Below are 15,703 nucleotides of genomic sequence, written 5' to 3'. Positions count from 1 at the left end.
CGATCGTGAATCGGCGCGACGTGCCCGGCGCCGGCGTCTATTCGGCAAGGTTGAGGAGCACTGGATGGCGAAGAATTTCGGTGTGGAATTCAGGATTGCAAAACTGCTGACCGCATGGTCGATACGCCGAACGTTACCCTAACGTCTTGTCTCGACAGAATCCCGAAACAGCGCATCGAGGTCCGGCGCGCGGCCGCGAAATGCGATGAACGATTCCACGGCAGGTCGACTGCCCCCGGACCCCAGAATTTCCGTCCGATAGCGCTTTCCGATTTCGCGTCTGCCGGCGTTCGCATGCGTGGCGCCGGCGTTTTCCAGCGCGGCATAGGCATCGGCCGCGAGGACCTTCGCCCATTGATAACTGTAATAGGCCGCTGCGTAGTCGCCGGCGAAGATATGCCCGAAGGTGTTCACGCTTCTTGAAAGCGGGTCCGGCGGCGTGGCCTCGTATGCTTGATGAATGGCTTCCACCCAATGGAGGATCGACTGGTTCGAGGCCATCGCGCGCGCGGAATGCAGTTGGAGGTCCAGCGCCGACAACGCAATCTGATGCGCCATCTCGATGCCATGGTCGACATGGCGTGCCGCCAGCATGCGGTCGAACAGCGTACGCGGCAGCGCTGCGCCTGTCTCTACGTGAGCGCTCAACGCGACAATCACCTCCCACTCCCGACAGAATTGCTCCATGAATTGCGAGGGGAATTCGACGGCATCCCATTCGACGCCTTTCGCACCCGACACCGCGCTTTCGGTGACGTCGGTCAGCATGTGATGGAGACAGTGGCCCATCTCGTGAAACAGCGTGACCACCTGTTCGAACGAGAAGCAGGCCGGCTCCGCTGCGGCGACGTTGCACATCAGATAGGCCGCGGGCAGCCGGATCGCGCCGTCTACGCGCGTGCTGCGCGATCCGCCGCTGGCTGCCCATGCGCCGTCCCGTTTTCCCGGACGCGCGTACAGGTCCAGATAGAGATGGGCGACCGGATGGCCACGTGCGTCGTCCAGCCGGTACAGCCGGACATCTTCGTGCCAGACGCTGCCGGTCGCGGGGAGGACCTTGATGTCGAACAGCGTCTCGACCAGCTTGAACAGCCCATGCAGCACGGCTTGTTCGGGGAAGTACCGGCGGACCTCGTCCGTCGAGACGCCGAAGCGCTGCCTGCGCAGGTGTTCCATCGTGAAAGGGAGATCCCACGGCTGCAGCTCGCGAATGCCGAGGGCATCGCGGGCGAAGGATTGCAGCGCTTGCCATTCGGCGGCCACCTGCGGGCGAATGCGCCGATGCAGATCGTCCAGAAACGACTGCGCGCATTCGGGGGAGCGCGCCATCTTCTGCTCGAGCGAGAGGCCGGCGAAATCCCGATGGCCGAGCAGTTGGGCCTCTTCGTGCCGCAGGGCCAGCAGTTCGGTCATGACGGGCGTGTTGTCCCACGCCGCCGCGCCGTCGGCATAGCGTCCGCCCAGCTCGGATGCCCGGACTGACCGGGCCCGATACAAGCGTTCCCGTAGCGCACGGCACTCGGAGAACTGCATGACCGGATGGTACGACGCGAAATCCAGCGTGAAGAGATGGCCGTCGCGGCCGCATTGCCGCGCAGCCGCCCGTGCGGCGACGCGCACGTGATCGGGCAGGCCGGCCAGTTCGTCGTCCGCCGTCACGGCGTACGAATAAGCGCGGGTAGCATCGGCGATGTTGTCCTGGAACGTCTTCGCGAGCAGCGCCTGGCGTTCGCGTATGCAGTTCAGCCGCATGCGCGGGCCGGGCGGCAGCTCGCCACCCGTCAGCTGCGCGTCGCGGATCAGATTGCGCAGAACCTGCTGCCGCTCGGCGGACAGGGTCGCGAACGCGTCGGATCCGATGATGGCCTGGTATCGTCCGAGCAGCGCGGTGTCCTGACGGAAGCGCGACAACGCGGACGACACGAGGCCCACACATCCCCCATAGGCGGCGCGCAAGGCCGCCGAATCGCGAACCGTGACAAGGTGGGTGACGATGCCCCACGTGTATTCGAGCGCCTCGATCGCCAGGCAGATCGGTTCGATCACGTTCGCCCAGCTCGACCGGAGCGGCGCCGCACCGGCCTGCTCGATCGCGTTGTCGAGCTCGAGCAGGCAGGCGTCAACGGCGGGGCGCACATGGAACGCGCGAATGGCCTCGAAGCAAGGTAGCTGCGATCGATCCAGAAGGGGATTGACGAAATGCATTGAGCGCAAGAACTTGCTCCGTTTCCGAAGTCGCTGAACGATAGCGGCGATTATATGACGGGAATTCGGTGCGCAACACGCTTATCGACCTATTACTTATTGCAGTTACTGCTGAGGGAGTGTCGCGTTATTCTTTTTTCTGATTTATCGAGATTTTCTGAAAACATGTCGATGGAAATGACGATTGATCGAAGGCGCATGTGATTATGATGCATAGTGTTCGGATACCGAAACAATGCGATGTCATTCTGAGAAGCTTGATCCCGGGATGCGCGTCATCTATCGGATATTTTCCACATGTGACGGACTGCCCTGATTCGGGCGCGGCCGGTTTCGCGCGATAGCCCGATCCTTCGGCGGCTGGCCCTGCATAGCCCCGATCTTTCGTTGCCTGCCCGTGCTTTCCGCTTTGATGGGGATTTGTATGGCAATGGACGATGCGACGAAGATACGTGTTCGCGTCGGCCTGATTCTTCAACGCAGCCTCAGGAATGCCGCATGCCAATTGCCGTGAATGACGTATTGCCACTCACTAATAGTCAAAGGGTGATGTGGTTGCAATGGAAATATGCGCCTCATGACCCCGCGTATAACAATCCGCTGCTTTTCGAGCTCGACGGGAATCTCGACGTCGATCGGCTCAAGCGGGCATTTGTCGCGGTAGCCGGCGCGCATCCGGCGATCCGGATGCGTTTCATCGAACAGGCCGGCGAGCCGCTTCAGTCTGCCGACCGGCTTTCGCACGACCCGCTCGAGTTCATCGATCTGTCGGGTCTCGAATCGTCGGCACGGCTGCAACGGATCGAAGCGGCGCTTGATGCCTGCCTGCTGGCGCCTTTCGATTTGCATGGCGAACCGGTGTTCCGGTTCCTGCTGATCCGGAGCAGTCCGAACGGTTATCTCCTGGCGTTGAATATCCACCATATCTGCGTGGATGGTACGTCGGCGCTGATGCTGCTGAACGACATTTCGTCGGCGTACAACAATCACGCGGCCTATGTGGCGGCGCCGGAGACCCGCGCGAGCCAGGGGTTTTCCGACACGCTGGACTGGGAACGGCAACGCTGGGCCGACGGCGCCCATCAGGAAACCGAGGCGGCGTGGCGTGCATACCTGTCGGGGCGCGCATGTTCCGTCGACTTCGGCAAACTGGTGTTCGACGGCGAGCGACCGGCCCGCGCGGGCGCCTGCCAGTATCGCTGGAGCCTGCCCGGCACCCTGCAGGCAAGGCTCAAGAGCATGAACCGAAAAACCAGGACGACACCGTTCGTGGTCCTGATGAGTGCATTCAGCGTGCTGCTGCACCGGTACCTGCAACAGGACGCGCTGGCGATCGCCTATCCGGTGGACACGAGGCCCGGCGGGTTCGAGCGGATATTCGGTTCATTCATCAATTACGTGCCGGCGTTCGTGGACGTGACGCCGGATATGACGGTCGATGCGTTGTTCGAGCGGGTGCGGCAGCAGCGCCGGAAAACGAAATCGATCGTGGATTTCCCGCAGTTGGACCTGATGCGGCTCGTGCGGCAGAACCTGGCCGACCCGGCGTCGCCATGCCTCAACGTGGCGCTCATTCCCGCGCGGTTCGCGCTCGATTCGCTGCGGCTGAATGGCATCGATGTCGAACAGACGCCGCGTTTCGTCGGTTCGGCGAAGCAGGACCTTGCGCTCCTTTACGACGGCGACGACGCGCTCAGCCTGATCCTCGAATACCGCGACGGGCTGCTGAGCGAATCGATGGCACAGCAGTTGGCGCGCGATTTCAGCGACCTCGTCGAGCGCATGGTCGACCGGCAGGATGTGCGGATAGGCGATCTCGAACTGGGCGGCCAGCGAGCCTTTGCCGGCTGCCATGCCGTGCTGGCCGATCCCGCGCCGCAGCTGTCGGCCGGCGCATTGATCGAGGCTGCGCTGCGCGAGCAGCCGGGTCGGCAGGCAGTCGGGGAGCCTGGCCGGACGATAACGAATCGGGCGCTGCTCGAGGCGGCGAATCGGGTCGCGTGGAAGCTGGCGGCGGCGAACGTGAAAGCAGGCGACCGCGTCGGCGTGGCCATGCATCGGAGTGGCGCGCTGCTGGCCGCGCTGCTCGGCATCTGGCAGGCCGGCGCGATCTACGTTCCGCTTCCCACGAATCTGCCGGCTGCGCGCCGCGCGCATATCGCGCGAGACGCCGAGCTGGCCGTCTATCTTCACCAGGACGCGCCGGCCGCGGCTTCGCCACTGGATCTCGTCCTGACCGACGATCTGTTCGACGATGCGGATGCCGACACGTTTCCCGCCGTCGCGGTCGATCCGGACAGCCCCGCTTACCTGATCTACACGTCGGGGTCCACCGGCAGTCCGAAAGGCGTCGAGGTGACCCATCGCAACGTCGCCGGCTTCCTGTCCGCGATGCGGCGCGCACTGCCGATGAGTCGCGACGATCGCCTGCTCGCGACCACCACGATCGGCTTCGACATATCGCTGCTGGAACTGCTGCTGCCGCTCATGGTCGGCGCAGCCGTCGTCCCCTGTCCTGAGCACGTCCGCCTCGACGCGAAAGCGCTCGATGCTGTGATCGAGCGCGAACGCATTTCGTGGCTGCAGGGCACGCCTTCGTACTTCAACGTGCTGCGCGCGGGCGGCTGGCGCGGCGCGCGCCAATTGAACGTCCTGTGCGGCGGTGAATCGATCGACGCGTCCACGCACGGCTTCCTGCGCGACACGTGCGCGGCAGCCTGGCAGGTCTACGGTCCGACGGAAGCGACGATCTGGTCGATGATCGCCGCGCCCGACGCGGATCCCGCGGCCGGCCTCGGCAAGCCGCTCGGCAACACCACGATCCATCTGCTGGACGCGCACGGCCAGACCGTGCCGCGTTTCAGCAAGGGCGAGATCTGCATCGGCGGGCATGGCGTTGCCCGCGGCTATCGCAATCGTCGCGCACTGACTGACGAACGCTTCGTCGAGATCCCCGGCGCGGGCCGCGTGTATCGCACCGGCGACTTTGCTTTTCGCGATATGAACGAGCGCCTGCGATTCCTGGGGCGCGAGGACGGGCAGGTCAAGATTCGCGGCTTCCGGGTCGAGCTGGGCGAGATTGAAACGCAGATCGAAGCGCTCGGCCAGGTGCGCAAGGCGGTCGTCCAGGTGAGATCGTCTCCGGCGGAGGAACCGAAGCTGCTCGCGTGGGTCGAGCCGATTCCGGATGGCGTGCGAGATTCCGCGGCCTTGAGCGATGCGTTGTCGTTGGCGTTGCCCGCCTACATGGTGCCCACGCAAATCGAGTGGGTCGACGCATGGCCGCTGAACGCGAACGGCAAGATCGATCGCGGGGCCCTGCCGGAGCGGGCGCAGCCGGCCGCGGCCGCGCGGGATGTCCGGCCGCTCGATCCGTTGGCCCCGACCCTCCAGGCCATCTACGCCGATGCGCTCGGCCTGGAAACGATCGATCCCGATGCGACGCTGATGTCGCTGGGCGGCCATTCGCTGTCTGCGGTTCGCATCCTCGCGCAGATCCGCCAGAAGCTCGATATCGAGGTCAGCCTGGAGGCGTTCATGACGCACTCGAGCGTGACGGCGCTGGTCGAACATCTGCGTGCGTCCTGGTTGGCGCCGGCTGGCGCCGATGCAAAGGCGCGCGCGCCAGCGGGCGAAACGCCGCCGCGGTCGGCGCACGGCGGCGTGCCCGCGCCGGCCCTGACGCTGGATGTGCTCGCCCCTTCCGCGGGCGAACGGGCGCTGTATTTTCTCGACAGCGTGGCCACCGTGCGCGAAACCTACAACATTCCGGTGGGGCTGCATTTTCCGGCGGGCGTGGCGATCGACGTCCTCGAACGCGCGCTGAGACAGGTGCTGGACGCTCACGAATCGCTGCGGGCGGCGTTCGAGCCCACCGCGGCGGGCCTCGTCAAGCGGATCCATCCGACACCCGCGGGCGCGCTGGTCGAGCGCCATGGCGCGACGGATTGGGCCGTGCTTCGGCCCATGCTGAACCGGTTATTGCGCGAGCCATTCGACCTGCATTGCAGCCCGCTGCTGCGGGTCCATTACTTTCCGCTGCTGGACGGCGGGGCCGCGGTGTTCTATCTGTTCCATCACATCGTGGTGGACGGCATCGGCTGCGGCAACTTCCTGAGGGAGATGGCGCACGCGTATGAAGCGATGCTCGCCGGGGTCGCGCCAAGCCGTCCTCCCGAACCCGCTGCCGAGGCGGGCGGCCAGCCGACGGACGCCTCGGCTCGCGCCGATGAACTGATCGGCCGGTTCGGGCTGGTCGATCGCGTGCTGAATCTGCCGTATCGCGCGCCTTTTCCCGAGGTGCGCACGCTTGCGGGCGACAGTTTTCCGCTCGTGATCCCGGCTGCATTACGCGCGGAACTGGACGACTACTCGCGCACCGTGGGCGTGCCGCTCGCGACGCTGTTCCTGAGCGCGTTCGCCCTCGCGCTGCATCACTTCAGTCGCGACAGGGTGGTCAATATCGGGTTGGCGGCCATGAACCGCACGCCCGAGACGCTCCAGGCAATCGGCCTGTATACGAACACGATCGTGCTGCCGGTCGACATCGATCCGGCGGACCGGCTGGGCGATTTCGTCAATCGGGTGACCGGCTCGCTGTTTTCGATCTACGGGTATGCGGACGTGCCGTTCGAGGAGGTCGCAAGCCGGCTGGTCGAGTACGCGACGCTCGGCCGGACCCCCGTTTTCCAGGCATTTTTCAACTTCATCGATCGCTCGATGTACGCGTTCTCGATAGCGGGTCTCCCGGTCTCGGAGATTCCGCTGCGACCGACCGGCTCGAAGTTCGAGCTGTCGCTCGAGGTCAACGACTTCCGGACGCATACGCAGGTTTTTATCGAATACAGCGCGGACGTCTTCGACGTCGCGCAGATCGACGATATCGCATCCGAGTTCAACCGGATTCTGTTCGAGTGCGTACGGTCGCCCGGCGAGACGGTCGAGCGGCTGGCACTGACTACGCATCCTTGAGGAAAACATGGAACAGGTGGCACTGATTGGATCCAGATTGCGCTTGCCGGGCGCCGACACCGTCGACGCGTTCTGGCAGAGCGTCCTCGCCGGGCGAGACTGCATCGCGTCGCTGTCCGACGCCGAACTGCTCGACGCGGGCGCCGATCCGGCGGCGCTGGCGCAGCCGGACTATGTCAGGCGCGCCGGCGTGCTGAATGACATCGACCGGTTCGATTACCGCTTCTTCGGCTATACGTTCCGCGAAGCCCAGGCGATCGATCCGCAGCAGCGCGTGCTGCTGACCTTGGCGCACCAGTTGCTGGAGCAGGTCGGGGCGGCGAACCGCGAGATCGGCGTATATGTGTCGGTGGGGTTTCCGCACTACCTGCTGAACAACCTGATGACCCAGCCGCCCGACAGGGTGCCGTTGTCCGATGTGGTATTCGGCAACAGCGGCGACTGTGCGTCCACCCGGATCGCGTACAAGCTGGACCTGCACGGCCCGGCGATGTCGATCCAGTCGGGCTGTTCGTCGGCGCTGCAGGCGTTGCACACGGCGCGTGTCGCCATTCTCACCGGACAGTGCCGGATGGCGCTCGTCGGCGCCGCGGCGATCCGCACGCCGCAAAAGGAAGGCTACCTGTACCAGCGGGACGGCGTGCTGGCGAAGGACGGCGTATGCCGTCCGTTCGACGCCAGCGCCACGGGCACGGTGTTCACCAACGGCGCGATCGTGCTCGCGCTGAAAGCGCTGTCCGCCGCGCAGCGCGACGGGGACGACATCCTCGGCGTGATTCGCGGTTCGGCGATCAACAACGACGGCCAGCGCAAATCGGGTTTCACCGCGCCCAGCGTCGCGGGACAAAGCGAGGCGATCCGGCGCACGTACGAGCGCAGCGGCGTTGCGCCGGCCACGATCGGCTATCTGGAAACGCACGGGACCGGCACCGCACTCGGCGACCCGATCGAGATCCAGGCGCTGAAGGATGCGTACGGCGGGTCAGGCGGCGTCCACGCGCATTGCGCACTGGGTTCCGTGAAGGCGAACATCGGCCATACGGACGTCGCCGCGGGCCTGGTCGGCGTGCTGAAAGCGGCGCTGTGTCTCAAGCACCAGGTCAAGCCGCCGCTCGCGGGCTTCGTGCAGGCCAACCCGAATCTCGCGCTCGAAGAGGGGCCGTTCTATATCCCCACCGCACCCGAACCGTGGCCCGCCGCCGCGGGTCAGCCCCGGCGCGCTGCCGTCAGCGCGCTCGGCGTCGGCGGCAGCAACGCCCACGTCATTCTCGAAGAGGCGCCGGGCCGGGACCTGACGCGCCGCGTCGACGCGGGCCCGCTGCTGATGTCCGCGCAGACGCCGGCGGCGCTGGCGGCGCTCGAGCAGGCGGTCGAGCGCGCGCTGTCCGGCCGCACGCTTGCGCTCGGGGATGCGCGCTACACCTCCCAACTGTTCCAGCGGCATTACCCGGAGAAGCGCGCGCTCGTATCCGGCCGCGCGTCCGCCGACCCGACCCGCGTGGCGCCGACGGCCGACTGGCGCCATGGGCAGGTTGCGCTGCTGTTCCCGGGACAGGGCAACCAGTTTCCCGGTATGGGCCGGGCACTCTACGAACGCGGCGGGCATTTCCGCTCGGTATTCGACGATTGCGCCGACCGCTTCGTGCGCGCGGGCTGCGCGGATCCGCGCGCGCTGCTGAACGCGGGCGAGGCCGAGATTCGCGACACCGCCGCGCTGCAGCCGTACCTGTTTGCGCTTGAATATGCGCTGGGCTCGACGCTGCTGGCGATGCGGCTGCCGGTCGCCGCGATGGTCGGGCACAGCATCGGCGAATACGTGGCCGCGACGCTTGCCGGCGTGTTCGACCTGGCGGATGCCGTGCCGATTGTCGCCACCCGCTCGCGGATCATGAGCCGCGCGCCGCGCGGCGCGATGCTGGCGGTGCTGGCCGCCGAGGAGCAGGTCAGTGCGTTTCTGCACGAGGGGCTGTCGCTGTGCGTCGTCAACAGCGACATGTCCTGTGTCGTGGGCGGCACCGAGCAGGACATCGACGCGCTGGCGCCTCGCCTTGCAGCAGCCCGGCTTCACGCGGTCAGGCTGCCGACCTCGCACGCGTTCCACTCGTACCTGATGGATGCCAGCAGCCGCGAATTCGCGGCTGCATTCGACGGCATCGAACTGCAAGTGCCGCGCAGCCCGATCGTCTCCAACCTCGACGGGCGCGCCGACCTGCCGGAACGCTTCGCGACCGCCGATTACTGGGTCGACCATTTGCGGCGCACGGTGCGATTCAGCGCTTGCCTGGAGACGCTGGCCGCGCTCGTGCCGTCGGGCGCGTGGGTCGAGGCGGGACCCGGCAAGTCGATCGCCAATGCGCTGGGGAGGCTGACGCTGCCCGACGTCAGGCACTTCTCGATCGTTCTGCCGGACGACGAAGCGGCAGGGCTCGACACGCTGCTTGCCCAATGCTGGGCAAACGGCATGACCGTCGACTGGGAGCCGCTCTACGGCGCGACACGCGGCAACATCGTGCCGCTGGCCCCGCATCCGCTCGACGAGATCTCATGCTGGGTCGACGCGCCGGCGAAACGCGAGGTCGTCGCGCAGGCGCCTGCCTACCGGAAGCAGGACGATCTCGATCAATGGTTCTACGCGTACGACTGGGCGCCCGTGCCGGACATCGGCGCCGTCGCGGCGCGCCCCCCGTCCGTGGCGCCGGTGCTGCTGATCGGCGACGGCAGCCGGCATGCCGGCCGGCTCGCCGAGCGACTCGCGAAGCAGGCGGGCGAGTGGGTCCTGCTGGACGCTTCACGGCCCGAAGCGCTCGAGGCCGCGTTGCGGCAGCGCTTTGCGAAGACGGGCGACGCGCTGGCGCGCGGCGCGGTCACGCGCGTGGTGGTGGTGACGCCGGCGCAGCCGGGGGAGGCGTCCGACGTGCCGGCGGCGTGCGGTCATCTGCTCGCGGACATGCTCTCGATGCAGCGCACGTTCAATACGCTGCGCGCGGCGGTGCCCGGCACGCTGGACATCACGCTGGTCGCAGTCGCCGACGTCCCCGGCGGCGATGCCATGCCGACCGCCGGCGCCGCGTGGGTCGACAGCTTCGCGACGGTCGTGCAGCAGGAATTCCCCCGCGTGACCTGCCGGGCGATCCAGATCGACGCGGCGTTGCTGGACGCCGACGAAGCTCCGGATTCCGGCGGCCGCGACGCCGGCTTGCTGGCCGACGCGTGCCTGCATTCATCCGCGCGCTTCATCCGGGTCGAGCGCGACCGGCTGGTCGAACGGAAGCTGTGCCGCAGCGACCCGCGTCGCGGCGACGGCCCCGCGCAGGCCGCTGCGTTGTCGAAGCCGCCTCGTACCGTGCTGATCGTCGGCGGGGTGGGCAATGTCGGGATGATCTACGCCGCATTCTTCTCGATCGTCGTCGGCGCGGATGTCGCGATCGTCAGCCGCCACGCCACCGCGTTCGCGAACACGCTGCGCGAGCCGTCCGCCGCGGCGGACCGCGCCGTCAGGCGCCGCAAGGGCCTGTACGAACGCATGGTCGCGGCCGGCCACCGGATCGAGTTCGTCGATGCCGATGCGACCGATCCGCAGCAGCTCGAGCGCGCCGCGCAGTCGATCGTACAGGCGCTCGGCCCGATCGATCTCGTCGTCCATGCGGCGGGCGCACCGGCCGACATGCACTACCGAACCTTCGCGGAAACCGATGCGGCCTACCTGGACGCACTCGTCTCGCCGAAGCTCGGCGTGTGCGCGAACCTGCACGCGTTGACCCGGTCGCTGCGCATTCCACGCGTGATGATCGTCTCGTCGATCTCCGCGACGCTCGGCGGGATCGGGCTGTTCGGCTATGCGACCTCCCATTGCCTGCTGAACGCCTATGCGCGGTCTGCGAGCCGCGCGGACTGCGAATGGACCGTGATCGACTGGGATGCGTGGGAGTTCTTCAAGGACACGCGCGACGAATCGAACGACGACATCGGCATCGACCACTACGCGATCAGCGAGCAGGAGGGGCTATCCGTGCTGGAACGGCTCGCCGCGCTGGACTGGCCCGCACACGTCATCGTGGCGAGCGGCGACCTTGTCGCGCGTTACCGGAACTGGGTGCTGTCCGAGCGCGACGAGCCCCTCGACGTCCGGCAGGTTGTCGCACCGCGTCCCCAATTGAAGGACGACATGGTGCCGCCGCGCACGCGTACCGAACAGGCACTCGCGAAGCTGTGGGGCGAATGCATCGGTGTCGAGCCGGTCGGCATCCGCGACAACTTCTTCGAACTGGGCGGCCACTCGCTGATCGCGTTGAAGCTGATCGATCAGATCAACCAGACCCTCGACTGGGATCTGTCGGCGGTCGACATGTTCAAGTTCCCGACCATCGAACGCCTGGCCGAAGCCAGGGAACCGGAGGCGGCTCGCGTCGTCGGCGAGGCCGCAGACGAAGATCGGGAAACGCCGGCGGCGCCCGCTGCCGACAGGCGGACGGAGCGTCTGCGCCGCAACTATTACCAAAGCCGCAAGCACGGCATGGAGTCGAAAATTGAACAATCTTGACGTCGCGATCATCGGGATGAGCGGAGCATTTCCGGGTGCTTCCAATGTTCAGGAGTTCTGGCGGAATCTGGAAGCCGGCCGGTGCTCGCTGGAACGCTACAGCGAGCAGGAATTGCTCGATGCTGGCGTCGATCCCGCGCATCTCGCGTCGGCGCATTATGTGCCGGTCGGCGGCCGTTTGCGCGACATCGAGCTGTTCGACAACGAATTCTTCGGGCTCAGCAATCACGACGCGCGGCTGATGGACCCGCAGCAGCGGGTGTTCCTGCAACTGGCGTGGCATGCGTTCGAGGACGCCGGCTACGTGCCGGGCGCGCACGTAGGGCGGGTCGGCGTCTACGCGGGCGTGAGCCTGAACAGTTACCTGCATACGGTCGTATTCCGGTCCGATGAAGTGGATCTCGACCGGGACGGGCAAAGCATCCTGTTCGGCAATTTGAGCGATTACCTGACGACCCGGCTGTCCTACCTGCTGGATCTGAAGGGGCCGAGCGTCAATGTCCAGACCGCCTGCTCGACTTCGCTCGTCGCGATTCACGAGGCCTGTCAGGGCCTGCTGAGCTATCAGGCCGACGTGGCGCTGGCCGGCGCCTGTTCGATCAACGTGCCCAATACGCGTGGTTATCTCTACAGCCAGGACAGTTTTTTCTCTCCCGACGGGCAGGTGCGCGCGTTCGACGAACAGGCCGCCGGCACGGTGTTCAGCAACGGCGCGGGGCTGGTCGTGCTGAAGCGCCTGGACGACGCGTTGCGCGACCACGACCAGATCTATGCGGTATTGAAGGGCAGCGCCATCAACAACGACGGCTCGGACAAGGTCGGGTACGCGGCGCCCAGCGTGTCCGGCCAGAGCGCCGTGATCCGCGATGCGCTGCAGGCGAGCGACGTGAGCCCCGGGCAGATCCAGTATGTCGAGGCACACGGAACCGGGACGTCGCTGGGCGATCCGATCGAGATCGCCGCGCTGACGCACGCCTATGTCGGCGAGCGGCGCGCGCAGGCGGGGACACGCGAAGCGACGTGCGCGATCGGTTCGGTCAAGACGAATATCGGACATATCGACGTCGCGGCCGGCGTGGCCGGTGTAATCAAGACTGCGCTGTCGCTGCGCTATCGAACGCTGCCCGCTTCGCTGGGCTTCGAGAAGGCGAACCCGCGCCTCGGGCTGGAGAACAGTCCGTTTCACGTCAACGCGCGCACGCGTGCGTGGGTGTCGGACGCCAGGCGGCTGGCCGCCGTGAGCAGCTTCGGGATCGGCGGCACCAATGCGCATGCGATCCTCGAGGAGGCGCCGCCGCTCGAACCGCTACCCGCGACGAAAGACGCCTACTGCGTGACGCTGTCGGCACGTTCCGCCGAGTCGCTGGACGCGCTCCGCGCGAAGTACGTGGCGTTCCTGCGGGACGAAGCCTGTCCGGCGTTCGCGGATCTCTGCTACACGTCCAACGTGGGGCGCAAGGCATTTCCTCACCGGCTTGCGATTGCCGCGGCCGGCGCCGGCGAAGCTGCGGAGAAGCTGGCCGCGGCGACGCTGAACGCGACCGACGGCGCACCGCGCCGGCTGCTCGTGGCGGTGCGGCCGGCCGACGCGGATGCGGCATGGCAAGCCGTTCGGCAGGGCGACGCGAGCCGGTACGCGCCGTTGCTCGACGCGGTGGCGCGTCACGATGTGCCGCAACGCCTGGCGGTGTATGCGGTGCTGCTGGCGGCGCAGCTTCGGCGGCTCGGGATCGCGGCGCATCTGCAGCAGCCGGCGACGTTGCCGGCGGATCTCGTCGAGCGCCTGAGCGCGCACGGCGACGACGGAATCACGCGCTTGCTGGCCGAAACGCCGGTCGACGCGGCGCCGTCGGATGCGCTGCTGACGCTGTCGGACGCCCCGCGCCTGCAAGTCGCATCGAACGCGATCGAGCTCGGCGCGCCCGCGCTGCAAGGGCGCTTCCTGGCCGACATACTCGCGTCCTGCTGGGCGGCGGGCATGACGGTCGACTGGCCGGCGTACTACGCGGACGAGGCGCGGCGCAAGGTCTCGCTGCCGGCCTACGCGTTTGCCAGAAAGGTCCAGTGGCTGTCGGTCGCGACCGAGGCCGAACGCCGTAACCGGAAGATCGACGATGTCGGTCAATGGTTCTACAAGCCGACGTGGCGCGAAGCAGCCGCGCTCGCCGCGCGGACGCAACGCGTCGCCGAACCGGCGGATGCCGCTTTGCTGGTGTTCGCCACGGATCGCGCGCATCGGCTCAACGCGCCGTGGGCCGCGACGACGCGCGCCATCCACGTGGTTCCGGGCGACGCATTCGCGCAGCTGGACGACACCACTTATTGCATCGATCCCGTGTCGGAGCAGGATTACCAGCGGTTGCTCGAAGCGCTTGACGAGCGCGGCTGCCTGCCGCGCCATGTCGTGCACGCGTGGCTCGCGGCCGAAGCGGAATGGGATGGCACGCCGGCGAATTTCGAGCGCTGCCAGACGCTCGGCCTGTTCAGCCTGATTTTCTTCGCGCGATCGCTGCACCGAGTGACGGTGGGGGGCGCTGCGTGCTCGATCATCGTCGCCGCGTCGCAGATGGCCGCGTTGACGCCGCAGGACGAGGTGAACCCGGACAAGGCGACCGTGCTCGGCATCAGCCGGACCTTGCAGAAGGAATATCCGCTCGTCGACTGCCGGATCGTCGATATCCCGTCGCAAGAGCTGTTCAACGCCACGGATTCGGCGATGCAGCTCGGCCTGGAGTTCTTCGCGCCGCTCATCCCCGCGAACGAATTCGTGGTGCTGCGCCGCGGCCGGCGGTGGCAGACCACGTATCAGCGCTTCGCCGTACCCGCCGCGTGTGAGCCCGAGGTGCGGGCGGGCGGCGTCTACGTCGTGTTCGGTGGACTCGGGGAGCTCGGGCTGGGTGTCGCCGAATACCTGGCCAGCCGTGCGCCGTGCCGGCTCCTGCTGGTCAACTCGAAGCGCTTCGTCGGCCGCGACGCGTGGCCGGCATGGATCGCCGAACACGGTCCCGACCATCCTTACTCGAAGAAGATCGAGCGGATTCGCAGGATCGAGCGGACCGGCGCGACGGTACAACTGGCGCAATGCGACATCGGCGACACGGAGCAGGTGGACGCGGCGCTCGACGACGCGCGCGAACGCTACGGGGTCATCCATTCCATCATCCATGCCGCCGGGCTGGTCGAAAACGGCATGATCGAGAACAAGGACATCGGCCATTTCTCGAAGGTGTTCCGCGCGAAGGTGTACGGCACCTGCAACCTGTTGTCGTACCTGACGCGCAATCCGGTGAGCAAGGTCGTGCTCTGTTCGAGCATGAACTCGATCATCGGCGGGTTGGGCCAGATCGACAATGCGGCGGCGAACGCGTTCGTCGACGCGGTGGCCCAGACCGCGCTGGCGGCGTCGCTGGGCGACATCTGCTCGACCAACTGGGGCGCGGTCAACGCGGAACGGCTCGGCCGTCCCAATGTGCTGCCGCAATTCGCGGACCTGAGCCGCGAGCACATGCGCAACCACATGACCGAACGCGAGATCGCCGCGGTGTACGACCGCATCCTGCACTGGAATTTCGGCCCCCGGCTGGTGATTTCCACGATCGATTTCGACTCGGTGCTCGAGCGCTGGGGGGAAGTCAGCAAGGTCACGGAACTCGCGCGGCTGCGCGACGTGGCGTCCGCGCCGCTGGCCGCCGCGCCGGACGACGACTATCCGTACCGGTCCGACGCACATCGATTCGTCGAGACGAGCTGGGCACGAATCCTGGGCGTCGCGCACATCGAATGGGAGGAGGGGCTGCTCGAACTGGGCGCGCATTCGCTCAGCGCGGTCCAGTTCGTGTCGATGGTCAAGGACCGCTACGACGTCAGCCTGCACGCAATGATCATCTACGAAATCAGGACCCTGGGCCGGCTGGTCGAGCATATCGAAACGAAGCTGCTCGAAAAGGCGGCCCAGCTCGAGGTCGACTAAGGCTGCGATGAACAAGA

General features: G+C 66.6%; 4 protein-coding genes. 3 read left to right on the top strand and 1 reads right to left on the bottom strand.

Features of this window, described 5'->3' with window-relative positions; genetic code table 11:
- Window positions 1-138 precede the first annotated feature (138 nt).
- Window positions 139-2,205: a M3 family metallopeptidase gene (locus tag OEJ37_RS01890; RefSeq protein WP_263343147.1), complete on the bottom strand. Its 2,067-nt coding sequence runs from the start codon at window positions 2,203-2,205 to the stop codon at window positions 139-141.
- Between the two features lie 498 nt (window positions 2,206-2,703).
- On the opposite strand from OEJ37_RS01890, the gene OEJ37_RS01885 reads away from it, so the two are divergent.
- Genes OEJ37_RS01885 through OEJ37_RS01875 form a run of 3 tightly spaced genes read left to right on the top strand, consistent with a single transcriptional unit; the run spans window position 2,704 to window position 15,686 of the window.
- Window positions 2,704-7,176, top strand: coding sequence for an amino acid adenylation domain-containing protein (locus OEJ37_RS01885; protein WP_263343002.1), 4,473 nt, complete (start codon window positions 2,704-2,706; stop codon window positions 7,174-7,176).
- A gap of 7 nt (window positions 7,177-7,183) precedes the next feature.
- Window positions 7,184-11,716 carry a type I polyketide synthase gene (locus tag OEJ37_RS01880; RefSeq protein WP_263343001.1) on the top strand — a complete coding sequence of 1,511 codons (4,533 nt, stop codon included), beginning with the start codon at window positions 7,184-7,186 and terminating at the stop codon, window positions 11,714-11,716.
- On the top strand, window positions 11,703-15,686 hold the full coding sequence (locus OEJ37_RS01875; RefSeq protein ID WP_263343000.1) for an SDR family oxidoreductase: 3,984 nt from the start codon (window positions 11,703-11,705) through the stop codon (window positions 15,684-15,686). Before OEJ37_RS01880 ends, OEJ37_RS01875 begins: the two co-directional genes overlap by 14 nt.
- Window positions 15,687-15,703 lie beyond the last annotated feature (17 nt).

Origin of the sequence: Burkholderia sp. BKH01 (assembly GCF_025685725.1) — a bacterium.
GTDB lineage: Bacteria > Pseudomonadota > Gammaproteobacteria > Burkholderiales > Burkholderiaceae > Burkholderia > Burkholderia pyrrocinia_C.
The sequence above is the reverse complement of the archived record's forward strand: the minus strand, read 5'-3'. Positions and strand labels throughout refer to the sequence as shown.